This window comes from Muricoccus nepalensis, from assembly GCF_006438825.1.
GTDB classification, from domain to species: Bacteria; Pseudomonadota; Alphaproteobacteria; order Acetobacterales; family Acetobacteraceae; genus Roseomonas; species Roseomonas nepalensis.
On the sequence record NZ_RCZP01000016.1, the window covers coordinates 67,017 to 89,672 of the forward strand.

Here is a 22,656-nt window from a genome sequence, read left to right on the forward strand (position 1 = left end):
CACCGTTTCCTCGATCGTTGGCGAGGAGCCGATAGCACGCCCCCAAGATGTTGATCAGGGGCGGGGATCAGGCCCCCGCCATGGTCAGCCCCTCGATCCGGAGCGTCGGGCTGTCGGTGCCGCGGCGGAAGCGGAGGTCGCTGGCGGGGGTGATGTTCAGGAACATCTCCAGCAGGTTCCCGGCGATGGTGACGCCCGAGAAGGGCTCGGCGAGCTGCCCGCCCCGGATCATGAAGCCGGAGGCGCCGCGGCTGTAGTCGCCGGTCAGGCCGTTGATGCTGCTGCCGATCATCTCCGTGACGTAGAGCCCCTCGGCGATGTCGGACATCAGAGCCTCCGGCGAGAGCGTGCCCGGCTCCAGCCAGAGGTTGGTGGTCGACGGCGAGGGCGTGCCGCCGACCGAGCGGGAGGCGCGGCCGTTGGAGGCGAGGCCGAGCTGCCGCGCCGCGCGCCAGTCGAGCAGCCAGTGGTTCAGCACCCCGTCCTCGACGATGGCGAGCGGCGCGGTGGGCATCCCCTCGGCGTCGAAGGGGCGGGAGCGGGGGCCGCGGGGGCGGGTGGGGTCGTCGCGGAGAGTGAGGCCCTTGGCCATCACCTGGGTGCCCATCCTCTCCCGCAGGAAGCTCGTGCCGCGGGCCACCGAGGCGCCGTTGGCGGCGCCCACGAGGTGGCCGAGGATCGAGCCGGCGACGCGGGGGTCGTAGACCACGGACAGGCGCGCGGTCGGCGGGCGGATCGGGTTCAGGCGGCGCACCGCGCGCTCCCCGGCGTTGCGGCCGAGCGTCTCGGGGTCGTCGAGGTCCGACAGGTGGGTGGCGGAGGCGTAGTCGTAGTCGCGCTCCATCCCCGTGCCCTGCCCGGCGAGCGCCGTGACGGAGAGGCTATGGCCACTGCGGGTGTAGGTGCCCGCGAAGCCGTTGGAGGCGGCGAGCGCGATCACGGTCCGGCTCCAGCCGGCCTCCGCGCCCTCGGAATTGGTGACGCCGGCGATGGCGCGGGCGGCGTCCTCGGCGCGGCGGGCGCGCTCGGTGAGGCGCGCGACGTCGGGCTCGACGCCGTCGTCCATGTCGAGCGGCAGGTCGGCCAGCGCCGGCACGCGGTCGGGCAGGCCGCCGAAGGGGTCCTCCGGCACGGCGCGGGCCATGGCGACGGCGCGCTCGGCGAGGCCCGCGAAGCCGCGGGGGTCGGCGTCGGTGGTGGAGACGATCGCCTGGCGCTTCCCGAGGAAGACGCGCAGCCCGATGTCGAAGCCCTCCGCGCGCTCGACGTTCTCGACCTCGCCGAGGCGCATCTGGAGGGAGAGCGAGGCGCCAGCCGCGAGCATGGCGTCGGCCGCGTCCGCCCCGGCCGCGCGGGCGGCGGCGACGAGCTCGGCCAGCGTCTCGCGCGGGTCGGCCTTGGAGAGGACTTCGCTCACGCCGCCAGCCTCTCGACCACCTCGGGAAGGTGCGGCACGCGCCCGGCGGGGCCGAGGGCGGCGAGCGTCGGCGCTGCGCGGAAGACGCGGGCGGCGGCCTGCTGGACCTGCTCCACCGTGACCGCGGCGATGCGGGCCTTGGTCTCCTCCACCGGGATGATGCGGCCGTGGACCTGGAGCTGGCGGGCGAGCTGCTCGCAGCGGGAACCCGTGGATTCGAGGGACATGAGCACGGAGGCGCGGAGCTGCGCCTTGGCGCGGGCGAGCTCCTCCTCGGTCACGTCGTGCTGGATGCGGCGAAGCTCCTCCAGCGCGGCCGGCATGAGCTCGGCCGCCTGCTCCTCGCCGGTGCCGGCGTAGATCGTGAAGAGGCCGGAATCCCGGTAGGGCGAGTGGAAGGAGTAGACGGAGTAGACGAGGCCGCGGCGCTCGCGGATCTCCTGGAACAGCCGCGACGACATGCCGCCGCCGAGGATGGTCGAGAGCAGCATCGTCGGGTGGTGCATGGCGTCGCCGTAGGCGGGGCCGGGGAAGCCGAGCAGCAGGTGCACCTGGTCGAGGTCGCGCTCCTCGCGGAACTCACCGCCGGTGTAGCGGGCGGGCTCGGCCTCGTGCTGGTCGATGCGGGGCAGGTCGGCGAAGTGCTGCTTCGCGAGCTCCACGAGGTTGTCGTGGTCCACGGCGCCGGCGGCGGCCACCACCATGCGCGACGGGCCGTAGTGGCGGCGCATGTAGCCGGTCAGCGCCTCACGCGGCAGCGTCTCGATGATGCCGGCGGGGCCGAGGGTCGGGCGGCCCATGGGCTGGTCGTGGAAGGCGCGGTCCTGGAAGTGGTCGAAGACGATGTCATCAGGCGTGTCGTTCGCCTGGCCGATCTCCTGCAGGATCACGCCGCGCTCGCGCTCCACCTCCTCGGGGATGAAGGTGGAGTGGGTCAGGATGTCGCCGAGGATGTCGGCGGCGAGCGGCAGGTCCTCCTTCAGAACCTTGGCGTAGTAGGCAGTGGTCTCGCGCGCCGTGTAGGCGTTGAGGTGGCCGCCCACCGCCTCGATCTCGCGCGCGATGGCCTGGGCGTCGCGCTTTTCGGTGCCCTTGAAGGCCATGTGCTCGAGGAAGTGGGAGACGCCGTTCTCCTCGGCCGTCTCGTCGCGCGTGCCGGTGTGGACATAGGCGCCGATGGAGGCGGTCTCGACGCGCTCCATGGCGTCGGACACCACGGTCAGGCCGTTCGGCAGGCGGGTGAGGCGGATCGCGCCGCCCGTTGCGGGGTCGGTCGCGGCGGCGAGGGTGGACTCGGTCATGCGGGGAGGGGGCTTCCGGAGTGGGGACGCTTCGTCCGCCCAATGTAGGGCGGAAGGGCGGCCGGTGCGAGGCGTGGGGGGAAGCGGCGTCCGACGATCCGCGGTGGGGACCGGGGGGCGGCCTTTTGCCGGCCCGCCCGGACGCTCACGCGCGGGCCAGGGTGTCCGGGGCGGAGGGCGCCCGGCCGGCGGAGAGGTAGTTCTCCAGCGCCTTCCGCACCAGCGCGGCCAGCGCCTCGGCCTTCCGGGTGCTGCCGGCGCTCGCGCTGCCGTCGGTGCCGTCGCTCCGGGAGGAGGGAAGGCCCAGCCGGTCGGTCCCGCCACGCGGCCCGCCGGGAGGCGGCCTGCCCGCCTGGAACTCCGTGGCGGTCAGGCTGCCGTCGCCGTTCGTGTCGAGGCGGGCGAAGAGGTCGCCCGGCGAGGGGCCGGCGCCGGGGGTGCCCGAGGCCTCCTGACCCGAGAGGAGGGCGGACATCGCGCCCGAGGCGAAGGCGCCGCCCGGCGCGCCGCCGTGGCGGTGGCCCCGCGGGCGCCCGGCCTCGAGCTCCGCCGGGGTGACGCTGCCGTCCCCGTTCGCGTCCAGCTTGGCGAAGATCGCCGCCGCGCGGTCCGTGCCGGTCGCCTGACCGGCCGGTTCGGCCGGGACGCGGCCGTTCTTGCCGGGGGCCATGGAACGGAACTCGTCCAGGCTGAGCCCGCCGCTGTTGTCCTGGTCGGCGCGGGAGAAGGTCCTCTCCCGCATCCGTTTCATCCCTTCCGGCGCCTGGGCGCTGGAGGCTGACGAGACCTGCACGGTCCTGTTCCCTTGTGGAAGGTGGCGCGGCGGGCCTGGCCCGTCGCGGCCCCGCGGTGGCGGGGCAGGGCGGCCGCGCAAGAGTGAGGCCATGATCACGCCCGCGCCTGGCCGGGCGCGGCCGGTGTTCCCCTAGGCAGCCCGGCGGGCGCGGAGGGACGGGGCGCCCTCGGGCTGCTCCACCGCGACGGCGGGCGGGCGGGGGCGAGCGGGGCGCGCGGCGGGCTGGGGGGGCGCGGGCGGCTCCGGCCCCCGGTGCGGCACGAGGAGGATGATGCCGGCGAGGAGGGCCGCGGCGACCGGCATGGCCGGGGAGCGCCGCGCCGGCGCCGCCGCGGGCCGGCGCGGGCGGCGGCGCTTCGCGCGGGCGGGCGCCGCCTCCGGCCGGGGGGAGGCGGGCGCGTCGGGCCAGTCCACCAGCCGCTCCACCCTCGGCAGGTCGGAGACGTGCAGCAGCAGCACGCCGACGCGCGCCGCCAGCGCGTGGGCGGCGGCGGTGTAGGGGGCGTTGGAGACCACCGCGGCCGCGTCCGCCCCCGCGTAGCCGCGCCCGGCGAGCGCCTCCTGCACGGCCTTGTTGCCGACGGGGCGCGTGTGGAGCTTGCACTGGATGACGAGGGCGCGGCCGTCCTTGCGGGCCAGCACGTCCACCCCCTGGTCGCCCGAGCCGCGGCCGACGGCGACGGACCAGCCGCGGGCGGCGAGCACGTCGCCGCAGTGCTGCTCGAACTGGCGCGGGGTGAGGCTGGGGGGCGGCGGCGGGGCCGGTTCCTCGGCGGGGATGCCGTGCAGGAGGACGAGGAGGGCCGCGAGGGCGAGAAGGGCGAGGGCCGCGAGCAGCAGCGCCATCCCGAACCCTCCCTTCCTCGCCCTGGCGGTTCCGGCGCGCCGCCGGCGGCCTGCCGGGGCTTGCGACTCGGAAGAACGCGTCCGGACAGGGTTTTTAGGTGCCGTTCCTCAGAGAGAACTTCAACGACGGAGTCTAACTGATCCTTAACGGGCGCTACTTTCTTCCTGTGACCGCCGTCACAGCGCTGCGGCGCCCCCGGATCCAGCCTGCCCTCCTCGTGCCGCCGCGGAGCCCCTTCCGCCGGCCGCCACGGGTTTGGGAGAGACGACCATGGCCGACCTCGCGGCGATCCTGGACGAACCGGTCAGCTGGACGGCGGCGGCGACCGACGCCGACCTGCGGACCTTCCTGTCCGACCTGCAGGCGAACATCCTCAAGGGCCACGGGCGCTCGCACGCGGCGCACCTGTTCCTCACCTTCGACGGCATGGCGCCGGGCGCGGTGGCCGCGCTGGTGCGCGCGATGGGGGCGCATTGCACGAGCGCCTACGCGCAGCTCCTGCGGAACCGGCGCAACCCGCCCTATCTCGACGGCGGGCCGGTGCGCTGCTTCTTCCTCTCGGCCCGCGGCTACCGCGCGCTCGGGCCGCACGCGGGGCTGCCCGCCGGCGAGGCCTTCGCGGCGGGGATGGCGGCGCGGCGCGAGGTACTGGGCGATCCCGAGCGGGCGCGCTGGGACCGGGTGGGCTGGCGCGACGGCGAGCCCGACGCGCTGATCCTGCTGGCCAACGCCCACCCGGCGGCGGTGACGGAGGACCTCGAGATCATCGAGTCCTGGCTCAACGGCACCGGCGCGCGGATCCTCGTCATCGAGCGCGGGCTGCAGCAGCACCGCCGCTTCCGGCCCGACGCGGACCCCGAGGGCGTGGAGCATTTCGGCTACGTCGACGGGCGCAGCCAGCCGCTGTTCCTGCGCGAGGACCTCGATCGCGAGCGGCAGGCCCTGGCGGCGGAGCCGGGCGGCGAGGCCTGGTCGCCGGCCTTCAAGCCCTCGCAGTTCATCGTCGCCGACCCGAACGGCCGCACGCCGCACGCCGCCGGCAGCTACTTCGTCTTCCGCAAGCTCGAGCAGGACGTGCGCGGCTTCAACGCGGCGGAGGACGCGCTGGCGCGGGCGCTGTTCGGCAAGCCCACGGCGCAGCAGAGCGACCGGGCGGGCGCGATGGTCGTCGGGCGCTTCGAGGACGGGACGCCCCTGACCCTGCACGACGGGGAGAGGCGCCAGGCGGTGCCCAACGGCTTCACCTACGCCGACGACCCGAAGGGCGCGAAGTGCCCCTTCCACGCGCATATCCGCAAGACCAACCCGCGCGGCGACATCCGGCGGGAGCTGAAGCTGCCCGATGACGCCGCCGACCGCGCGCCGATCATGGCGCGGCGCGGCATCACCTACGGCGCCCCCCGCCCGATGAGCGCCGACGGGAGCGAGTTCGCCGACGCGGGCCGCGAGCCCCAGCACGATTCGGGGCTTCTGTTCATGGCCTACATGGCGAGCCTGGAGGCGGGGTTCGAGTTCACGCAGAGGAGCTGGGCGAACAACCCGTCCTTCGTCGGCAACCTCAACCCGGCCGCCGGGCGCCCGTCGACCGGGGTCGATCCCGTCATCGGGCAGACCGCGACGGCGGCGGAGCGCGCGCACCGCTACCTCGACGGCCACACGCCGGGCGCGGTGCCGAAGACCCTCTCCTTCGAGAACTTCGTGCACCTGAAGGGCGGCGAGTACTTCTTCGCGCCGTCGCTCTCCTTCCTGCGAAGCGTGGGGCTCTGAGGCGGCGCAACCCGACCCGCGCGGGGGCGCTCTCCCGCGGGAGGGAAGACCCATGGCCCCATAGCACGAGCACGCGCACGACCCCGGCGACTCCGTGCCGCCGGGCGTCGCGCCCAAGGACCCGCCGCCCCTGACCGAAGAGGACCGGCGGGTGAAGCGGAAGCTGGAGCAACTGGGAGGCGGCGCGAGCCCCGAGGCCGGCGAGGCCCGGGGCCGCGCCGAGACGGACGGCCCGGAGCGGAAGGGCGCCTAGCGCGGCGCTCTCAGGCGTTGCGGCGCGCGTGGCTCCGCACCGCCGCCTCGATGGTCGCGAGGTCGGCGGGCAGCACCGTGAAGCGCTCCTCGCGCTCGTAGAGGTCCGCGAGGTGCAGCGGCAGGGCCGGGCGGGCGCCCGTGGCCCTCTCGACCGCGTCCGGGAACTTCGCGGGATGGGCGGTGGCGGCGACGATGATGGGCGTGCGCGCGTCCTCGGGCGGGCAGGCGTGGCTGGCGGCAGTGCCGGCGGCGGTGTGCGGGTCGGCGTCGTAGCCCTGGGCGTGCAGGCGGCGCATCTCCGCGACCGTCTCCTCGTCGGACACGGCGTGGGCGCGGAAGAGGGCGGTGGCCGCGCGCCAGGCCTCGTCGGGCACGGGCATGGCACCGGTCTCGCGGAAGGCGCGCATGGTGGCGGCGGTCTTCGCCCCATCGCGGCCGAGGAGCTCGAAGAGAAGGCGCTCGAAGTTCGAGGAGACCTGGATGTCCATGCTCGGCGAGAGGCTGGGCGCCACCGGGCGCGCCGTCATGTCGTTGGCGCCGATGAAGCGGGCGAGGATGTCGTTGCGGTTGGCGCCGATGATGAGGGTCGAGACCGGCAGGCCCATGGCGCGCGCGGCCCAGGCGGCGAAGACGTTGCCGAAGTTACCCGTGGGCACGGCGAAGGCGACCTCGCGCGCGGGGGCGCCGAGCGCGAGGGCGGAGGCGACGTAGTAGGGGATCTGCGCGGCGATGCGCGCCCAGTTGATGGAGTTCACCGCCGAGAGGTTCATCTCCGCGCGGAAGGGCGCGTCGTTGAACATGGCCTTCACCAGGTCCTGGCAGGTGTCGAAGTCGCCGTGGACCGCGATGTTGCGCACGTTCGGCGACAGCACGGTCGTCATCTGCCGGCGCTGCACGGCGCTCGTCCGGCCCTCGGGGTGGAGGATGACGATGTCGAGGCTGTCGCGGTCCCGGCAGGCCTCGATGGCGGCGGAGCCCGTGTCGCCGGAGGTGGCGCCGACGATGGTGATGCGCTGGCCGCGCCGGGCGAGCACGTGGTCGAACATCCGGCCGAGAAGCTGGAGGGCGAAGTCCTTGAAGGCCAGCGTCGGGCCGTGGAAGAGCTCGAGCGCGAAGCGGCGCTCGTCGAGCTGCACCAGGGGGGCGACGGCGGGCGTGTCGAAGCCGGCATAGGCGTCCCGGCACATGGCCAGCAGCACGCCGGGGGCGAAGGCGTCGCCGGCGAAGCGGCCGATAATGTCGGCGGCCAGGTCCGGGTAGGGCAGGCCGCGCAGCGCCTCCCACTCGGCGGGGGACAGGGTGGGCCAGGTCTCCGGCAGGAAGAGGCCGCCATCCTCGGCCAGGCCGGCCAGGAGGACGCCCTCGAAGGAGCGGGGGGCGGCCTCGCCGCGGGTGGAGACGTAGCGCATGGACGGGGGCTTAGCGGAAAGCCCCGCGCGCCGGAATGCCGCGCGGCGCATGGGTGCTTCTTGGCCGCGCCGGGCGTGGCAGGATGCGGGGATGATCCGGCGCGCGCTCCTCCTCTCCGTCCTCGCCGTGCCGGCCCTGGCGCAGGAGCGGGCGCCGGCCCGGCCGGGGACGCCGGAGGGGGAGGCGCTGCTGGCGCGGCTGCGGGCCGGGGGGCTGGTGCTCTTCCTCCGCCACGCCGACACGCGGGGCGAGCCCTGCGACCGGAGCTTCCGCCTCGGCGACCGCGAGGGGCAGCGCAACCTCTCCCCCGCCGGCCGCGCGCAGGCGGCGGCGATCGGGCGGCGGATGGAGGAACTGGGCATCCCGGTCGCCCTTCCCGTGCTGGCCGGCCCCGTCCTCCGCGCCCGCGACACGGCCGAGGCCGCCTTCGGCGCGGCGCGCGTGCGGGTGACGGACGACCTCAACGCCGACGACTACGCGGGCGGCCGGCTGGCCGAGGTGCTGGAGGGGCACCGCCGGCTGCTGGCCGACCCCGTGCCGCCCGGGGCGAACCGCGTGCTGGTCGGGCACCGCACGCCCTTCATCATGGTCGCGGGGCCGGAGGTCGGCGGGCGGGCGCTGCCGGAGGGCGCCTTCGCGGCGGTGGAGCCGGGCGGGGCCAGCCGGGTGCTCGGCATCCTGGAACTGGCGCCGCTGCCGGGTGGCGGCTTCCACGGCTGCTGAGCGGCCAGGCCCGCCGGGGGGAGGGTGCCCAGCCGCGCGCGCCCGGCCTAGCCTGGGGGCTGCAAAGGGAGAGAACCGCGTGATCCACGTCGTCGCCATCATCACCGCCAAGCCCGGCCAGCGGGAGGCGGTGCTGCGCCTCTTCCAGGCGAACTGCCCGGCCGTCCTGGCCGAGGAGGGCTGCATCGAGTACCTGCCCGTCGTCGACGAGCCCGATTTCGGCCCGGCCCAGACGCCGATCGGGCCGGACAGCTTCATCGTGATCGAGAAGTGGGCGAGCGCGGAGGCGCTGCGGGCGCACGGGGCGGCGCCGCACATGGTCGCCTACGGCAAGGCCACGCGGGAGATGCTGGCGGGCCGGACCATCCACGTGCTGACGGACGCCTGATCGGGATCTCGCCGGACGGGCGTGGCATTTCCGGCTGTTCTTTACCGTCCAGCCGGTATAGTGGACCGCCATGCCGCTCGACCCCGTCGCCCCGCCCGGCGCCCGCACCCGCGTCCTTGACGCCGCCGAGGCCATCGTCCGCGCCCGCGGCGTCCATTCCCTGACGCTGGAGGGCGCCGCGCGGGAGGCGGGGATCTCCAAGGGCGGGCTGCTCTACCACTTCGCCTCGAAGGAGGCGCTGCTGGTCGCGCTGATGCAGCGCCTGGCCGACCGCATCGCCGCGGACTACGAGGCGATGCTGGCCGCGCAGCCCGAGGGACCGGGGCGGGCGGTGCGCGCCTGCCTCGCCTTCACCTTCGACGAGCCGCACATCCTCGAGGCCCATTCGCGGGCCGCCGCGGTGCTGCTGGCCGCCTTCCACCACGACCCCGCCCTGCTCGACCCCGTCCGCGCCTTCTTCGCGCGGGTGCGGGCGGAGGCGGTGGCGGACGGCACGCCCCCCGGCGTCGCGGCGGCCGCCATGATGGCGGGGGACGGGCTGTTCATGGCGCGCCTGTTCCAGCTCTACGAGCCCGGGCCCGCGGAGCTGGCGGCGCTGCGCGCCACGCTGCACGGCCTGCTGGAGCGCGGCGCGTGAGGGCGCTGGGCTGGCTCGCGCTGGTCGCGCTGGCGGCCGGGGCCGGCGCCTGGTCCGCGGGCCTCGGCCCCTTCGCGCCGCCCCCGCCCGTGGCCTCCGCGGCGGCCGCGGGGCCGATCGGGGTGGGGGCGCTGGGCCGGGTGGAGCCCGCCGGTCGCATCCGCCGCCTCGCCGCCCCCGCGAGCGGCGCGCGGCTGGACCGGCTGCTCGTCACGGAGGGCGACCGGGTGGCGGCGGGGCAGGTCCTCGCGGAGTTCGCCGACGCCGCGCAGCGCGACGCCTCCGTGGAGGAGGCGACGGGGCGGGCCGCGCAGGCGGCGGCCACCCTCGCCCGCACCCGCGCGGGGGGAAGCGAGAGCGAGCTCGCGGCCGCCGAGGCGCGCGTCGAGGCGCTGCGCGCGGCGGAGGAGACCGCGATGCGCGACGCCGGGCGCTCCCAGTCCCTCGTCGCCTCCGGCGCCGGGGCGGCGGCGAACGCCGAGCGCAACCGCTACCTCGCGGCGCAGCGGACCGCCGAGCGCGCGGCGGCCGAGGCGGAGCTGGCGACGCTGCGCCGCCCGCGCGCCGAGGACATCGCCCGCGCCGAGGCCGACCTGGCCGCGGCGCAGGGGGGGCTGGCCCGGGCGCGGGCCGACGCCGCGCTCGCCCGACTCCGCGCGCCCGCCGACGGCACGGTGCTCCGCGTCATCGCGCGCGAGGGCGAGGCGGTGGGGAGCGAGGGGGTGCTCGAGATGGGAGACCTCTCGCGGCTCGACGTCGTGGCGGATGTCTACGAGACCGACCTGCCGCGCCTCCGCCCCGGCGCCCCGGCCGAAGTGGTCGTGCCCGGCGAGGCCGCGCGCCTCAACGCCGTGGTGCGCGAGATCGGCTGGGTGGTGCGCCGCACGACCCAGGCCGGCACCGACCCCGTGGCCGCGGTGGACGCGCGCACGGTGGAGGTGCGGCTCACCCTCGACGAGGCGGCGCGGGCGGCGCTCTCGCGGCGATCGGGCATGCAGGTGCAGGTGGCCATCCAGCCGTGAACGCGCTCACCGAACTCCGCGTCCTCCCCCCGCCCGGCACGCGGGAGGCGCCGAAGCCGCCGGGCCTCGCGGCCTCCACGCGGCTGGCCGTGCGGCTCGCCTGGCGGCAGCTCCGCTCCGAGAAGGCGCGGCTGGCCTCGGCCATCGCGGGGGTGATGTTCGCCTGCATGCTCGTCTTCATGCAGCTCGGCTTCCGCTCGGCGCTGTTCGAGAGCGCGACGACCCTCATCGGCGCCATGCGGGCGGACCTGTTCCTGATGAGCCCGATGACGCTCGCCTCCTTCCGGCCGGAGCCGATCCCGCGGGCGCGGGTGTCCCAGGCGCTGGCGGTGGAGGGGGTGGCGGCGGCGGCGCCGGTCTATCTCGCGCAGTCGAGCTTCCGGAACCCGGCGACGGGCACGCGGCGCACGATCCAGCTCATCGGCTTCGACGTGGAGGCGGGGGTGCTGGACCTGCCCGGCCTCGCCTCCGTGCGGGAGGCGCTGAAGCAGCCCGACAGCTTCGCCTTCGACGCGCGCTCGCGCCCCGAGTTCGGGCCGGTGACGGCGATGCTGGCCGAGCGCGGGGCCTTCCCCGTGCAGATCGGCAACCGCGACCTGCGCGTGGTCGGCACGGTGGAGCTCGGCTCCTCCTTCGGGGCGGACGGCAACGCCGTGGTGTCGGAGGTGAACTTCCGCCGCGTCGTCAGCGCGCGGAAGGCGTCCCTGGTGGACCTCGGCGCCATCCGGCTGCGGCCGGGCGCGGATCTGCTGGCCACCCAGGCGGCGCTGCGCGCCATCCTGCCCCCCGATGTCGGCGTGCTGACCCAGGCGGAGCTGCGCGCGCACGAGCGCCGCTACTGGGAGGAGGCGACGCCGATCGGCTTCATCTTCTCCTTCGGCAGCCTCATGGGGCTCATCGTGGGGATGGTGATCGTCTACCAGGTGCTGTTCAGCGACATCGCGGGGCACCTGAAGGAATACGCGACGCTCAAGGCGCTCGGCTATTCCAGCGGCTATCTCGGGCGGGTCGTGCTGGGGGCGGCGGGGATCCTCGCCGTGCTCGGCTTCGTGCCGGGGACGGTGATCTCCTCCATCCTCTACGGCGTGGTGGCGGACGCGACCTTCCTGCCGCTGAACATGACCGTCGAGCGCGCGGCCTGGGTGCTGGTGATGATCTTCGGTATGTGCGCGGCGGCGGGGCTGCTGGCCTCGCGCAAGCTGCGCGACGCCAACCCCGCGGACATGTTCTGATGGGGCGCCGCTGATGCTGGGCGACCCCATCGAGCTCGAGAGCGTGACCTACGCCTACGGGGACGGCGCGCTGCGGCGGGAGGTGCTGCGGGACGTCGCGCTGCGCGTGGCTCCCGGGGAGATCGTCATCCTCACCGGGCCCTCCGGCAGCGGCAAGACGACGCTGCTGACGCTGGTGGGCGCGCTGCGGGCGGCGCAGGCGGGGTCGCTGCGCGTGCTCGGGCAGGAGCTGGCGGGGGCCGGGGAGGGGGTGCGCGTCTCGCTCCGCCAACGGATCGGCTTCATCTTCCAGAGCCACAACCTGCTCGGCTTCCTCACCGCGCGGCAGAACGTCGCCATGGCGCTGGAGCTGGACGGCGCCATCGAGGAGCGGGCGCGGCTGGCGCGGGCGGGGGAGATGATGGCCGCCGTCGGCCTCGCCGAGCACACGGAGAAGCTGCCCGGCCAGCTCTCGGGCGGGCAGCGGCAGCGCGTGGCGGTGGCGCGGGCGCTGGTGCACGCCCCGAGCCTCGTGCTGGCCGACGAGCCCACGGCGGCGCTGGACCGGGCGAGCGGCGGCGAGGTGGTGCGGCTGCTGCGCGACCTCGCGCGGTCCCGCGGCACGGCGATCCTGCTCGTCACGCACGACCCGCGCATCCTGGACGTCGCGGACCGGATCGTGATGATGGAGGACGGGCGGGTGGTGAGCGGGAGCGCCGCCTCCGTGCTGCCGGCGGGCGCCCCGGCGGGGCTCGCCGCGCCGGGCGGGGCGCCGCGCGGCTGAGCCGCGCCTAGGACACCACGACGCCCGCCCCGGCCGCGTAGAGCCGCGCGGCCAGGCCCGGCTCCGGGCGCAGGAAGACGACGCCCGGGGAGGGGTTGCGGATCATCTCGGCCCCGGCGGCCTCGACCGCGGCCTGGGCCTGCGCGTCGCTGTGGAAGACGGCCACGATGGGGGGCGTGACGGCGGATGCGAGGGGGGCCGGGGCGGTCGCCTCGGTCTCGATGGAGGGGTGCATGCGCCGGACTGTCGGGGCAGGCGCTGAACAAAAGGTTCACCGCGCACCCCGGGCGTCGTTTTTCCGGAACGGGGTCGCGCAGGGTGAAACGGGCCCGGGGCACACCCGTTCATCACCCTCTCCGCGGCCAGGGCGGGGGCTGGCCCGGGGCACGCGCCTCATGATTGTCATTTGATCAAGAACGCGTGTATGGCGAGTCAGCGAGTCATCTTTGCAACTCACGGTAGGCAGGCTGCGGCCGCTGGTCCGTCGGAGGCCGTCGATGCGTGTTCTTCAGCCGGGCCGGGACTACTTCCCGCCGCGCGTCCTGCTTCGCGGCGACCGTCCCGCCCTCGCCGGCTTCCGCCCCGCCGTGGGGACGGCCTGCGAGGAGGGCGCGGTTCGGGAGGACGGGCCGGCGGCCGGCACCGGCCTTCCCGTCGCCGCCGCGACGGTGATCCCGGCGGCCGCCCTGCCCAGCGCGCCGGCCTGATCCGACTCGGCCGCCTCAGCGCTCCCCGTCCGGGAGCACCGGCCGGGGATCGAGCGAGGTCGAGAGCCAGAACAGCCCGAGATGCAGGTGGGGCCCGGTGACCCGCCCCGTGGCGCCCGAGGCGCCGACGACCTGCCCGCGGCGGACCTCCTCGCCCGGCCGGACGTCGATCCCCGACAGGTGGGCGTAGAGGGTGGTCACGCCGTGGCCGTGCTCGATCAGCAGGGTGTTGCCGGTGAAGTAGAGGTTCTCGGCCAGGGTGACGCGCCCGCCCGCCGCCGCCATGAGGGGCGTTCCCACGGGCACCGCGATGTCGAGGCCGAGATGCGGGGCGCGGGGCTGGCCGTTCAGGATGCGCTGGCTGCCGTAGACGCCGCTGATCCGGCCGCGCGCGGGCCAGTCGAAGCCCTCGGCGAAGTAGGGGGTGGCCGTGTCCGTGCGGCGGGCGGCGTTCAGGCGCTCCTGCTCGGCGCGGATGCGCGCCATGTCCTCGGCGTCAGGGGTGACCATGCGGCCGGGAAGGCCTTCCAGGCGCTGGATGTCCCAGGCGCGCGGCAGGACGGCCAGGCGCCGCTCCTCGCGCGCGCCGCCCGGGGCGGTGACGGCGAGCGTCGCCTCCGGGCCGGCGTCGCGGCCGAGGCCGAAGGCGAAGACCCCCGCCGGCGAGACGCGCAGCGCGCGCCCCTCGAATGCGACGCGGCTGCCGGGCTCGGCGCGGCCGGTGACGAGGGCGCCCTGGGCGACGCGCTCCGGCAGGACGAGGGCCGCGGCCGCGGGGCGGGCGAGGAGGAGCGCCGGCAGGGCGAGCGCCGCGCGGCGGGGCAGGCGGGTGGCGGGGATCGCGGACCGGGAGGGGAAGAAAGGCATCCGGCCGATCTTGCCCCCGGGGGGGGGCGATGGGTAGGCCGAGGGGGATTTGACTTGTTGGCCCCCCTGTTCTGTGTGATGCCCCCCCACCCGATCCGGAGCCGCCCAGGTTGAACGGGATCTCAGTTTGAACGGGCTCCTGCTGGGCCCGGCGGCGCTGCGGGACGTCGCGGGCCGCCCGGGTTCCTGCCCTGCGCCGAGCCTGCCTTCCTCGCGCGGCGTGGCGGAGGCGGGCCGGATCGTCTGGCTGGACGTGCTGCGCGCGGTCGCGGTGCTGCTGGTCACCGTGGGTCATGTCTTCATGGTGGGCGTCAACGACGGGCCGACGGTCTCCCTCTGGCTCCCGCTTCCGGAAGGGCCCCTCTTCGGCCCGGACGCCTACCAGCAGAACGTCATCGGCATCCTGGGCGACGTCCTGACGCGGTCCACCGGCGCCAATGTCGGCGGCCTCGGCGTCGGGACCTTCTTCCTCATCAGCGGCTACGTCATCCTGCAGACGATCGACCGCACGCCGCCGCTGGCCTTCATCCTCCGCCGCGTCTTCCGGATCTTCCCGCTCTGCATCGTGGCCTCGCTGGCGGCGGCGGGCGTCACGGCGCTCTACTGCGCCTGGGCGGGCGGCGTGTCGCCGCACTCGGTGCGTTCGGTGCTGTTCTCCGCCTTCGCGCTCGCCGATTTCGTCGGCGCGTTTCCTGTCATTCCCGTGCTCTGGACCCTGCGGACGGAACTTGTCTTCTACGCGCTGATCGCAGCCACCGCCTGCGCCGTGCCGCGGATCCGCCTCGGCACGCTCGTCGGGCTGGCGGTGGGCTGCCTCTGCGGCGTGCTGGCGGTGGAGGCCTGCCGCAACGGCTCGCTCCTACCCGCGTCGGTGCTCATGATCGCGGTCCAGGTCAGCGGCATGCTGGTCTACGTGAACTTCATGCTCATCGGCGCCGCGCTCTACCGCGGGCACTCCGAGGGGCGGAGGGCCGCGGGCGCCGCCGTCGCGGGGGTGCTCGGGGTCGTCTTCCTCCTCGGGGCCGGCCCGTTCTTCCGGGCAGGCCCCCTCGGCGTCAGCCTGGCGGACGCCTTCTACTCGATCCTGCTCTTCGTCGCGGCCGCTTGGCTGAAGCCGCGCGGCGCCTGGACGGCGCCCCTGCGCTGGGTCGCCGACATCAGCTACCCGCTCTACCTCGTCCACGTTCCCCTGGCCTGGGCCTGCCTCGTCCTCCTCGCGCAGGCGGGCCTGGGGCCGACGCTGTCCGGCTTCCTGAGCCTGGTCCCCGTCACGCTCCTCGCCTGGGCGCTTCACCTCGGCGTGGAGAAGCCCGGCAACCGGCTCGGTCGCCGGCTGTCGCGGGGCGTGGCCTGAGCACCGCGCCGCCCGCTACAGCAGCGTCTCCTGCGCCGCGCCGCCCTTCGCGGGCCGCCTCGCCCGGTCGTCCGTGACGCTCAGGGTGCCGTCGGCGAACTTCAGCAGGAGCCGCTGGCCGGGCGCGACGCCGGCCGCGGCGGTGACGGGCTGGCCGGCGCTGTCCCGGACGAGGGCGAAGCCGCGCTCCAGCAGCGCCTCGTAGGAGGCCCCCTCCAGCCGCGCCGACAGGCCGCGCAGCGCCGCCCGGCAGGTGCGCAGGTGCGCGGCCAGGAAGGGCGTCGGGTCCGGGATGCGGGAGAGGGCCGTGCCGCGCTCGGCCAGGCGGCGCTGGGCGGCGGCCTGGAGGCGCTCGGCGCCCCGAAGCTCGCGCGCGCGCGCCTCGCGCAGGCGGGCGCGGAGGAGCGGCGCCGGGTCGGGCAGGCCGGCGAGGCGGCGGGAGGAGCGGTCGAGCGCCGAGCGGGCGGCGCCGCCGGCGCGGAGCGCCAGTAGGGAGAGGGCGGCGCGGCGGGCCGCGATGGCCTCCTGCGGGCGGGGCAGGCGGGCGGCCGTGCCCTCCAGCAGCCGCCGCTTGGCGCCGATGAGGGCGCGCGGGGCGAGCTGGAGGCGGTGGCCACGGTCCTCCAGCCGGTTGCGCCCGGCGGCGACGAGGGCGGGCAGGTCGGGCAGCCCCGTCGCCGCGCGGCCGAGGCGGAGCCGCCCGCGGTCGAGCACCGAATGGGCCGCGCGGGCGAGGCGGGTGCCGCGCTGCTGGAGGGCGGCGAGGAGCTCCTCCCGCGAGGGCACGGCGAGCTCCGCCGCGGCGGTGGGCGTGGGCGCGCGGCGGTCGCTGGCGAAGTCGATGAGGGTGGTGTCGGTCTCGTGCCCGACCGCGGAGATGAGGGGGATGGGCGAGGCGGCGGCGGCGCGGACCACCACCTCCTCGTTGAAGGCCATCAGGTCCTCGAGGCTGCCGCCGCCGCGGGCGACGATGATCACGTCCGGCCGCGGGATGCGGCCCAGCGGCGAGAGGGCGCCCATCGTCGCGATGGCGGCCGCCACCTGCTCGGCCGCGCCCTGGCCCTGCACGGCCACGGGGATCAGCAGCACGCGGCGGGGGAAGCGGCGGGCGAGGGTGGTGCGGATGTCGTGCAGCACCGCGCCCTTCTCGCTCGTGATGACGCCGATCACCTCGGGCAGGAAGGGGAGCGGGCGCTTGCGGCCCTCGTCGAAGAGGCCCTCGGCGCCGAGGCGGAGGCGCAGCTTCTCGATCCGCGCCAGCAGCGCGCCCTCGCCGGCGTATTCCAGCCGCTCGATCTGCAGCGCGTAGTCGGACCGCTTGTCGGAGGCGGTGATCTTGCCGGTCGCGATCACCTCCACGCCGTTCTCGGGCCGGACCGCGAGCTTGGAGAGGGCGCCGCGCCAGATGATCGCGCGGATGGTGCCCGTCTCGTCCTTCATCGAGAGGTAGGAGTGGCCCGAGGGATAGGTCTTGAACTCGGTGATCTCGCCGCGCACGCGGATGCGCCCGAAGGCGGTCTCGAGCGTCCGCTTCACGGCGCCGGAGATTTCCGTGACGCTGTATTCGGGTATGTTGCCGTGGGTGCCGTCCATCGGCGGCATTATGGCCCCGTCCGCTCCCCGGCGCCACGCGGGCGGCGCCCGTCGCGCGGAAGCGTCCCCCTCCCCCTCCCCGGAGTTCCCGGCCGCCCCATGCCAGCCGATACCCTTTCCCCGCCCGAGGACCAGCTCACCCGGCTGCGACGCTACGGCGAGATCCTCAGCGACTTCGGCCGCATGACCGGCGAGAGCAACGAGGTGGACCGGCTCACCCAGCTCGCCTGCGTGCAGGCCGCGCGCGGCATCGGCATCCGCCACACGAAGGTGCTCCGCTACCGGCCGGAGGTGGGGGACCTGCTGGTGGTGGCGGGGGTGGGCTGGGGGCCGGGGGTGGTGGGGCATGTGAGCCTCGGCACCGACCTCGCCTCCCCGCCCGGCCAGGCCCTGCAGACGCGGCTGCCCAACGTGGTTGCGGACCTGCCGAACGACCCGGAGTACCGCTATTCCGGGCTGCTACGGGACCACGGCATCGTCTCCCTGCTCAACGTGCCCGTGGCGGTGGACGGCTATGTCTGGGGCGTGCTGGAGGTGGACAGCCAGGAGCCCCGGCACTTCGGCCAGGACGACGTGCGCTTCCTCTCGGCGCTGGGCCACACGCTCGGCCTCGCGCTGCGCGGGCGGATCGGGGAGCAGGCGGCGGTGGGCGCGGTGGCCGACGCCGCCCGGGCCCTGGCGCAGGAGCGGATGCTGCGCGGGGAGCTGCAGCACCGCAGCAAGAACGACCTCCAGCTCGTCCTCTCGCTGCTGGTCATGCAGCGGCGGCGCCTGCCGGACCAGGAGGCGCGGCGTGTCTTCGGCGACGTGCTGGACCGCGTGGCCGCCATCGGCGTCGCGCACGACCAGCTCAGCCCCGACGGCGCGACGGGGCTGATCAACCTGTCGGACTACCTCCAGGCCCTCTGCGGCAACCTCTCCCAGCGGCGGGAGGGCGTGCTGGTCGAGGCCACGCTCGAGAGCGCGGCGATGCCGCATTCCCGCGCCGTGCCGCTCGGCCTCGTGGTGAACGAGCTGGTGACGAACGCGCTCAAGCACGCCTTCCCGCAGGGGCGGGGCGGGGTGATCCGGGTGGAGTTCGAGGTGGCGCCGCCCGGCGAGGGCCGGCTCTGGGTGCGCGACGACGGCATCGGCATGGGCCCGCCCCGGCCCGGCAGCTCGGGCACGGAGCTCGTGCGGCGGCTGGTGCAGCAGGTCGGCGGCCGGCTGGAGCGGACGGAGCAGGCGCAGGGGACCGGCTTCCGCGTCACCTTCCCCCTGGTGACCTGAGCGGCGGCACCCCTGGCCCTCGCCCGCCGGCGAAAATAGAAAGGGCGGCGGGGAGGCCTCTCCCTGGATTCCGCTTCGGGGATGGGCGCGCGCATGAAGGTTCTCCTGGTCGGCGGCGGTGGCCGCGAGCACGCCCTCGCCTGGCGCATCGCCGGGAGCCCGGCCCTCACGGCCCTCTGGTGCGCCCCGGGCAACCCAGGGATTGCCGCCCACGCGGAATGCGTGGCGATCGGGGCGGAGGACGTGCCGGCGCTGGTGGCCTTCGCGCAGGAGAAGGCGGTGGACCTCGTCGTGGTCGGCCCCGAGGCGCCGCTGACGCTCGGGCTGGCCGACGCGCTCCGCGCCGCCGGCATCGCCTGCTTCGGGCCGGACGCGGCGGCGGCGCGGCTGGAGGGGTCCAAGGCCTTCACGAAGGAGGTGCTGGACGCCGCCGGCGCGCCCACGGCCGGCTGGGCGCGCTTCGACGACCCCGCGGCCGCGCGGGATTATGTGCGGGCACAGGGCGCCCCGATCGTGGTGAAGGCGGACGGGCTGGCCGCCGGCAAGGGCGTGGTGGTGGCGGCGACGGTGGCGGAGGCCGAGGCCGCGATCGCCGACCTCATGGAGAGCCGCGTCCACGGCGAGGCCGGGGCGAGCGTGGTGATCGAGGAGTGCCTGATCGGCGAGGAGGCCTCCTTCTTCGCCCTTTGCGACGGCGTGCGCGCGCTGCCGCTGGCGGCGGCGCAGGACCACAAGCGGGTGGGGGACGGCGACACCGGCCCGAACACCGGCGGGATGGGCGCCTATTCCCCGCCCCCCGCCTTCACCGACGCCCTGCGGGACGAGGTGATGGCGCGGGTGGTGGACCCCGTGCTGGCCGAGATGGCCCGGCGCGGCGCGCCCTTCCGCGGCGTGCTCTTCGTCGGGCTGATGCTGACGGCGACCGGCCCGCGGGTGATCGAGTTCAACGTGCGCTTCGGCGACCCCGAGTGCCAGGCGCTGATGATGCGGCTGCGGGGCGACCTGCTGCCGGCGCTGGCGGCCTCGGCGGCCGGCGATCTCTCGGGCGTCTCGCTGGAGTGGTCCGATGAGCCCTCGCTCGTCGTCGTCGTGGCCGCGCGCGGCTACCCCGGCGCGGTGGAGAAGGGCGGGCGGATCGGCGGGCTGGAGGCGGCGGCGGCGGTGCCGGGGGCGCGGGTCTTCCACGCGGGCACGGCGCGGGGGCCGGACGGGTCGGTGGTCGCCGCCGGCGGCCGGGTGCTGGGCATCGGCGCCGCCGCGCCCGACCTCCGCGCCGCGCGGGAGGCGGCCTACCGGGCCGTGGACGCGCTCGACTGGCCCGGCGGCTTCTGCCGGCGCGACATCGCGCACCGGGCCCTGTGAGGGCGCGGCGTAAACCAGGGCTTCATGAAACTCGGCGAGAGCTTGGGGGCTGGATCGTGACGAGGGCGGCGCGCCCGGGGAGGACAGGGCAACGGTGACGGAGGCGATCGCGTCCATCCGCTGCGGGGACGACCTGCGGGGCCGGGTTCCCGGCGCCTTCTTCCCCATCGCGGACCCCGTCTGCCAGGGGCCGGTGCACGGCGAGTTCCCCGAGGACTACGTCTCCCGCCGCGCGGGCTTCGTGGCCGGGCACTACGCGCACGGGGTCGCGGGCGTGCGGGCGCGGCTGGCCGGCGAGTACGCGGCGCTGCGCGAGCTGCCGCAATACGGCCGCGTGCTGCTCTGGTTCGAGCACGACCTCTGGGACCAGGCGGCGCTCATCCGCGTGCTCTCGGTGCTGGCGGCCTGGCCGGCGCTGGCCGGGCGGCTCTGGCTGGTGCCGCCGGACGGGGTGCGCGGCTTCGCGGAGATGCCGCAGGCGGAGCTGGAGGCGATCGAGGCGGAGCCGCTGCCCTGGTCGGCGGTCGAGGCGGGGGCCGAGGCCTGGGACGCCTTCGCCTCGGACGACCCGACGGCGCTCGACCGGCTGACCCGCCGGGCCCTGCCGCTGCCCCACCTGGCGCGCGCGATGCGGCGGCACCTGCAGGACCTGCCCTGGGTGACGGACGGCCTCTCGCTGACGGAGCGGCTGGTGATGCGGGCGGCAGCGGAGGGGATCACGGAGGAGGGGCCGATGCTGCGCCACCTGCGGGCGGCCGACCCGGTGTTCCACCTCACCGACCTCATCCTGCGCGACGTGGTCGGGCGGCTCTCCACCGGTACGCGGCGGCTGCTGGCGCGGGAGGCGCCGCACGCGCCGACGCCGCGCGGGGCGGCCATCCTGGCGGGGGAGGCGCGGCACTCGCCGGGGCCGCGGCACCAGGCGGGGGTGGTGGTCGGGCCGCGCGGGCGGTGGTGGTGGAACCCGCGCTCGGCCGGGGTGACGGACCGGCTGCCGGGGCGGCCGGGGTTGTTCGGATAAAGAGAACCCCCGGCGGGAGACCCGCCGGGGGTTTTGCCTGTCGCGGTCCCGGGGGCTGTGCCCCCGGCCCGGATCACGCCGCCTCGCTCTCCGAGCGGCGGGCGTGCTTCTTGCGCTCGTGCGGGTCGAGGTAGCGCTTGCGCAGCCGCACCGCGGTCGGCGTCACCTCCACCAGCTCGTCCTCCTCGATGTAGGCGATGGCCTGCTCGAGCGACATGCGGCGCGGCGGCACCAGGAGAAGCGCCTCGTCCTTGCCGGCGGCACGGATGTTGGTGAGCTTCTTCTCCTTGATCGGGTTCACGTCGAGGTCGTTCTCGCGCGAGTGCTCGCCGAGGATCATGCCGACATAGACCTTCACGCCGGGGTCCACGAAGAGCGCGCCGCGCTCCTGCAGGGCGAAGAGGGAGTACTGCACGGCCTCGCCGTCCGAATTGGAGATGAGGCTGCCCTTCACGCGGCCCTCGATCGACCCGGCCCAGGGCTGATAGCCAAGGAACAAGCGGTTCATCATGCCGGTGCCGCGCGTGTCCGTCATGAACTCGCCGTGGTAGCCGATGAGGCCGCGCGACGGGATGTGGAAGGTCAGGCGCACCTTGCCGCCGCCGGACGGCCGCATGTCCTGCATCATGCCCTTGCGGAGCGACATCTTCTCGACGACGACGCCCGAGTACTGCTCGTCGACGTCGATGAGCGCCTCCTCGAAGGGCTCCTCCTTCTCGCCGGTCTCGGGGTTCACCTGCGTCAGCACGCGCGGGCGGCCGATGGTGAGCTCGAAGCCCTCGCGGCGCATCTGCTCGATGAGGACGCCGAGCTGGAGCTCGCCGCGGCCGGCGACCTCGAAGGCGTCCACTTCCTCGGACACCTTCACCTTGATGGCGACGTTGCCCTCCGTCTCCTTGAAGAGGCGGTCACGGATCTGGCGGGAGGTGACCTTCTTGCCCTCGCGGCCGCCGAGCGGGCCGTCGTTGATGCGGAAGGTCATGCTCAGCGTCGGCGGGTCGACGGGGATGGCGGGCAGCGGCTCCGTCACCTCGGGGGAGGCGATGGTGTCGGGGATCGTGGCGTCGGACAGGCCGGCGATGGCGCAGATGTCGCCCGCCTGGACCTCGTCCACCGGCACGCGGTCGAGCCCGGAGAAGGTCATCAGCTTCGTCAAGCGCCCCGTCTCAACGATCGAGCCGTCCTGGCGCAGCACGCGGACCGGCATGTTCGTGCGGGCGGTGCCCTGCTCGATGCGGCCCGTGAGGATGCGGCCGAGGAAGTTGTCGGCCTCGAGGATGGAGGCGTTCATCGCAAAGGGGGCGTCGCGGTCGACCGTGGGCTCGGGCACGTGGCTCAGGATGAGGTCGAACATGGGGGAGAGGTCCTTGCGGGCCCCGTCCATCGTCAGGTCGGCCCAGCCCTGGCGGCCGGAGGCGAACATGGTGTGGAAGTCGAGCTGCTCGTCGGAGGCGCCCAGCGCCGCGAAGAGGTCGAACACCTCGTTCAGCACCTCGTCGGCGCGCGCGTCCTGGCGGTCGACCTTGTTGATGACGACGATCGGCTTCAGGCCGCGGGCGAGCGCCTTGGTGAGCACGAACTTCGTCTGGGGCAGCGGGCCCTCGGCGGCGTCGCAGAGGACGATCGCCCCGTCGACCATCGAGAGGATGCGCTCCACCTCGCCGCCGAAGTCGGCGTGGCCAGGGGTGTCGACGATGTTGATCTTCACGCCCTTCCACTCCACCGCGGTGGACTTGGCGAGGATCGTGATGCCGCGCTCGCGCTCGAGGTCGTTGCGGTCCATGGCGCGCTCGGCCACGACCTGGTTCACGCGGAAGGCGCCGGCCTGCTTCAGCAGGTTGTCCACGAGGGTGGTCTTGCCGTGGTCGACGTGGGCGATGATCGCCACGTTGCGGATGCTTTGTGTCATCGCGCGGTGTCCTTCG

The 22,656-nt window shown here is 75.1% G+C and carries 22 protein-coding genes; 13 read left to right on the forward strand and 9 right to left on the reverse strand.

Annotation, left to right across the window (positions count from 1 at the left end):
• Nucleotides 1-67: 67 nt before the first annotated feature.
• From EAH89_RS16395 to EAH89_RS32195, 4 genes are all read right to left on the reverse strand, one after another.
• The gene (locus tag EAH89_RS16395) at nucleotides 68-1,417 is read right to left on the reverse strand and encodes a TldD/PmbA family protein (protein ID WP_241667054.1); all 1,350 of its coding nucleotides are present in this window, start codon (nucleotides 1,415-1,417) and stop codon (nucleotides 68-70) included.
• Nucleotides 1,414-2,718 carry a M16 family metallopeptidase gene (locus EAH89_RS16400; protein ID WP_140884767.1) on the reverse strand — a complete coding sequence of 435 codons (1,305 nt, stop codon included), beginning with the start codon at nucleotides 2,716-2,718 and terminating at the stop codon, nucleotides 1,414-1,416. The genes EAH89_RS16395 and EAH89_RS16400 overlap by 4 nt, the downstream gene beginning before the upstream one ends.
• A 145-nt stretch (nucleotides 2,719-2,863) precedes the next feature.
• The gene (locus tag EAH89_RS16405; RefSeq protein WP_161993629.1) at nucleotides 2,864-3,460 is read right to left on the reverse strand and encodes an EF-hand domain-containing protein; all 597 of its coding nucleotides are present in this window, start codon (nucleotides 3,458-3,460) and stop codon (nucleotides 2,864-2,866) included.
• 183 nt (nucleotides 3,461-3,643) lie between these two features.
• Nucleotides 3,644-4,360 carry a restriction endonuclease gene (locus EAH89_RS32195; protein ID WP_140884770.1) on the reverse strand — a complete coding sequence of 239 codons (717 nt, stop codon included), beginning with the start codon at nucleotides 4,358-4,360 and terminating at the stop codon, nucleotides 3,644-3,646.
• 271 nt (nucleotides 4,361-4,631) lie between these two features.
• Between EAH89_RS32195 and EAH89_RS16415 the strand changes: the two genes are divergently transcribed.
• Together EAH89_RS16415 and EAH89_RS31305 are read left to right on the forward strand one after the other, a co-directional pair.
• Nucleotides 4,632-6,128, forward strand: a complete 1,497-nt coding sequence (locus EAH89_RS16415) for a Dyp-type peroxidase (protein ID WP_140884772.1) — start codon at nucleotides 4,632-4,634, stop codon at nucleotides 6,126-6,128.
• A 94-nt stretch (nucleotides 6,129-6,222) separates the two neighbouring features.
• Nucleotides 6,223-6,381, forward strand: coding sequence for a hypothetical protein (locus EAH89_RS31305; RefSeq protein WP_161993630.1), 159 nt, complete (start codon nucleotides 6,223-6,225; stop codon nucleotides 6,379-6,381).
• Between the two features lie 10 nt (nucleotides 6,382-6,391).
• Here the strand turns inward: EAH89_RS31305 and thrC are convergent, their stop codons facing one another.
• Nucleotides 6,392-7,792, reverse strand: a complete 1,401-nt coding sequence (gene thrC / locus EAH89_RS16420) for a threonine synthase (protein WP_140884773.1) — start codon at nucleotides 7,790-7,792, stop codon at nucleotides 6,392-6,394.
• Nucleotides 7,793-7,883: 91 nt separating this feature from the next.
• On the opposite strand from thrC, the gene EAH89_RS16425 reads away from it, so the two are divergent.
• From EAH89_RS16425 to EAH89_RS16450, 6 genes are all read left to right on the forward strand, one after another.
• Complete coding sequence (locus tag EAH89_RS16425; protein ID WP_161993631.1) at nucleotides 7,884-8,516, forward strand: histidine phosphatase family protein; 633 nt, start codon at nucleotides 7,884-7,886, stop codon at nucleotides 8,514-8,516.
• Between the two features lie 79 nt (nucleotides 8,517-8,595).
• Nucleotides 8,596-8,904, forward strand: a complete 309-nt coding sequence (locus EAH89_RS16430; RefSeq protein ID WP_140884777.1) for a putative quinol monooxygenase — start codon at nucleotides 8,596-8,598, stop codon at nucleotides 8,902-8,904.
• Between the two features lie 70 nt (nucleotides 8,905-8,974).
• Complete coding sequence (locus EAH89_RS31310) at nucleotides 8,975-9,541, forward strand: TetR/AcrR family transcriptional regulator (protein WP_161993632.1); 567 nt, start codon at nucleotides 8,975-8,977, stop codon at nucleotides 9,539-9,541.
• Nucleotides 9,538-10,563, forward strand: a complete 1,026-nt coding sequence (locus tag EAH89_RS16440) for an HlyD family efflux transporter periplasmic adaptor subunit (protein WP_140884779.1) — start codon at nucleotides 9,538-9,540, stop codon at nucleotides 10,561-10,563. Before EAH89_RS31310 ends, EAH89_RS16440 begins: the two co-directional genes overlap by 4 nt.
• On the forward strand, nucleotides 10,560-11,795 hold the full coding sequence (gene devC, locus EAH89_RS16445; protein WP_140884781.1) for an ABC transporter permease DevC: 1,236 nt from the start codon (nucleotides 10,560-10,562) through the stop codon (nucleotides 11,793-11,795). Before EAH89_RS16440 ends, devC begins: the two co-directional genes overlap by 4 nt.
• Nucleotides 11,796-11,808: 13 nt before the next feature.
• Nucleotides 11,809-12,558 carry an ATP-binding cassette domain-containing protein gene (locus EAH89_RS16450; protein WP_140884783.1) on the forward strand — a complete coding sequence of 250 codons (750 nt, stop codon included), beginning with the start codon at nucleotides 11,809-11,811 and terminating at the stop codon, nucleotides 12,556-12,558.
• Nucleotides 12,559-12,565: 7 nt separating this feature from the next.
• Here the strand turns inward: EAH89_RS16450 and EAH89_RS16455 are convergent, their stop codons facing one another.
• Nucleotides 12,566-12,793, reverse strand: coding sequence for a hypothetical protein (locus EAH89_RS16455; protein ID WP_140884784.1), 228 nt, complete (start codon nucleotides 12,791-12,793; stop codon nucleotides 12,566-12,568).
• A gap of 262 nt (nucleotides 12,794-13,055) precedes the next feature.
• On the opposite strand from EAH89_RS16455, the gene EAH89_RS16460 reads away from it, so the two are divergent.
• Entirely contained in the window at nucleotides 13,056-13,265 is a 210-nt protein-coding gene (locus EAH89_RS16460; RefSeq protein ID WP_140884785.1) for a hypothetical protein, read from the forward strand.
• A 15-nt stretch (nucleotides 13,266-13,280) separates the two neighbouring features.
• Here EAH89_RS16460 and EAH89_RS16465 read toward each other — a convergent pair whose 3' ends face one another.
• Complete coding sequence (locus EAH89_RS16465; protein WP_140884787.1) at nucleotides 13,281-14,132, reverse strand: M23 family metallopeptidase; 852 nt, start codon at nucleotides 14,130-14,132, stop codon at nucleotides 13,281-13,283.
• 127 nt (nucleotides 14,133-14,259) lie between these two features.
• Here EAH89_RS16465 and EAH89_RS16470 point away from each other — a divergent pair, with 127 nt between their 5' ends.
• Nucleotides 14,260-15,486: an acyltransferase family protein gene (locus tag EAH89_RS16470; protein WP_140884789.1), complete on the forward strand. Its 1,227-nt coding sequence runs from the start codon at nucleotides 14,260-14,262 to the stop codon at nucleotides 15,484-15,486.
• Between the two features lie 15 nt (nucleotides 15,487-15,501).
• Here EAH89_RS16470 and xseA read toward each other — a convergent pair whose 3' ends face one another.
• Nucleotides 15,502-17,088, reverse strand: a complete 1,587-nt coding sequence (gene xseA, locus EAH89_RS16475; protein ID WP_140884791.1) for an exodeoxyribonuclease VII large subunit — start codon at nucleotides 17,086-17,088, stop codon at nucleotides 15,502-15,504.
• Nucleotides 17,089-17,178: 90 nt separating this feature from the next.
• On the opposite strand from xseA, the gene EAH89_RS16480 reads away from it, so the two are divergent.
• The 3 genes from EAH89_RS16480 (at nucleotide 17,179) to EAH89_RS31315 (ending at nucleotide 20,731) form a co-directional block, all read left to right on the forward strand.
• Entirely contained in the window at nucleotides 17,179-18,348 is a 1,170-nt protein-coding gene (locus EAH89_RS16480; protein WP_140884792.1) for a sensor histidine kinase, read from the forward strand.
• A gap of 93 nt (nucleotides 18,349-18,441) precedes the next feature.
• On the forward strand, nucleotides 18,442-19,710 hold the full coding sequence (gene purD, locus EAH89_RS16485) for a phosphoribosylamine--glycine ligase (RefSeq protein WP_140884794.1): 1,269 nt from the start codon (nucleotides 18,442-18,444) through the stop codon (nucleotides 19,708-19,710).
• 94 nt (nucleotides 19,711-19,804) lie between these two features.
• Nucleotides 19,805-20,731, forward strand: coding sequence for a hypothetical protein (locus tag EAH89_RS31315; RefSeq protein ID WP_161993633.1), 927 nt, complete (start codon nucleotides 19,805-19,807; stop codon nucleotides 20,729-20,731).
• Between the two features lie 73 nt (nucleotides 20,732-20,804).
• Here the strand turns inward: EAH89_RS31315 and typA are convergent, their stop codons facing one another.
• On the reverse strand, nucleotides 20,805-22,640 hold the full coding sequence (gene typA, locus EAH89_RS16495; RefSeq protein ID WP_140884796.1) for a translational GTPase TypA: 1,836 nt from the start codon (nucleotides 22,638-22,640) through the stop codon (nucleotides 20,805-20,807).
• Nucleotides 22,641-22,656 lie beyond the last annotated feature (16 nt).

Bases quoted from the DNA above. Each gene is read 5' to 3' on its own strand.
- EAH89_RS16405 (WP_161993629.1), bottom strand. From the start codon at position 3,460: ATGCGGGAGAGGACCTTCTCCCGCGCCGACCAGGACAACAGCGGCGGG.
- xseA (WP_140884791.1), bottom strand. From the start codon at position 17,088: ATGCCGCCGATGGACGGCACCCACGGCAACATACCCGAATACAGCGTC.
- EAH89_RS16455 (WP_140884784.1), bottom strand. From the start codon at position 12,793: ATGCACCCCTCCATCGAGACCGAGGCGACCGCCCCGGCCCCCCTCGCA.
- purD (WP_140884794.1), top strand. From the start codon at position 18,442: ATGAAGGTTCTCCTGGTCGGCGGCGGTGGCCGCGAGCACGCCCTCGCC.
- typA (WP_140884796.1), bottom strand. From the start codon at position 22,640: ATGACACAAAGCATCCGCAACGTGGCGATCATCGCCCACGTCGACCAC.
- EAH89_RS16400 (WP_140884767.1), bottom strand. From the start codon at position 2,718: ATGACCGAGTCCACCCTCGCCGCCGCGACCGACCCCGCAACGGGCGGC.
- EAH89_RS16460 (WP_140884785.1), top strand. From the start codon at position 13,056: ATGCGTGTTCTTCAGCCGGGCCGGGACTACTTCCCGCCGCGCGTCCTG.
- EAH89_RS32195 (WP_140884770.1), bottom strand. From the start codon at position 4,360: ATGGCGCTGCTGCTCGCGGCCCTCGCCCTTCTCGCCCTCGCGGCCCTC.
- EAH89_RS16425 (WP_161993631.1), top strand. From the start codon at position 7,884: ATGATCCGGCGCGCGCTCCTCCTCTCCGTCCTCGCCGTGCCGGCCCTG.
- thrC (WP_140884773.1), bottom strand. From the start codon at position 7,792: ATGCGCTACGTCTCCACCCGCGGCGAGGCCGCCCCCCGCTCCTTCGAG.
- EAH89_RS16465 (WP_140884787.1), bottom strand. From the start codon at position 14,132: ATGCCTTTCTTCCCCTCCCGGTCCGCGATCCCCGCCACCCGCCTGCCC.
- EAH89_RS16480 (WP_140884792.1), top strand. From the start codon at position 17,179: ATGCCAGCCGATACCCTTTCCCCGCCCGAGGACCAGCTCACCCGGCTG.
- EAH89_RS31310 (WP_161993632.1), top strand. From the start codon at position 8,975: ATGCCGCTCGACCCCGTCGCCCCGCCCGGCGCCCGCACCCGCGTCCTT.
- EAH89_RS16415 (WP_140884772.1), top strand. From the start codon at position 4,632: ATGGCCGACCTCGCGGCGATCCTGGACGAACCGGTCAGCTGGACGGCG.
- EAH89_RS16450 (WP_140884783.1), top strand. From the start codon at position 11,809: ATGCTGGGCGACCCCATCGAGCTCGAGAGCGTGACCTACGCCTACGGG.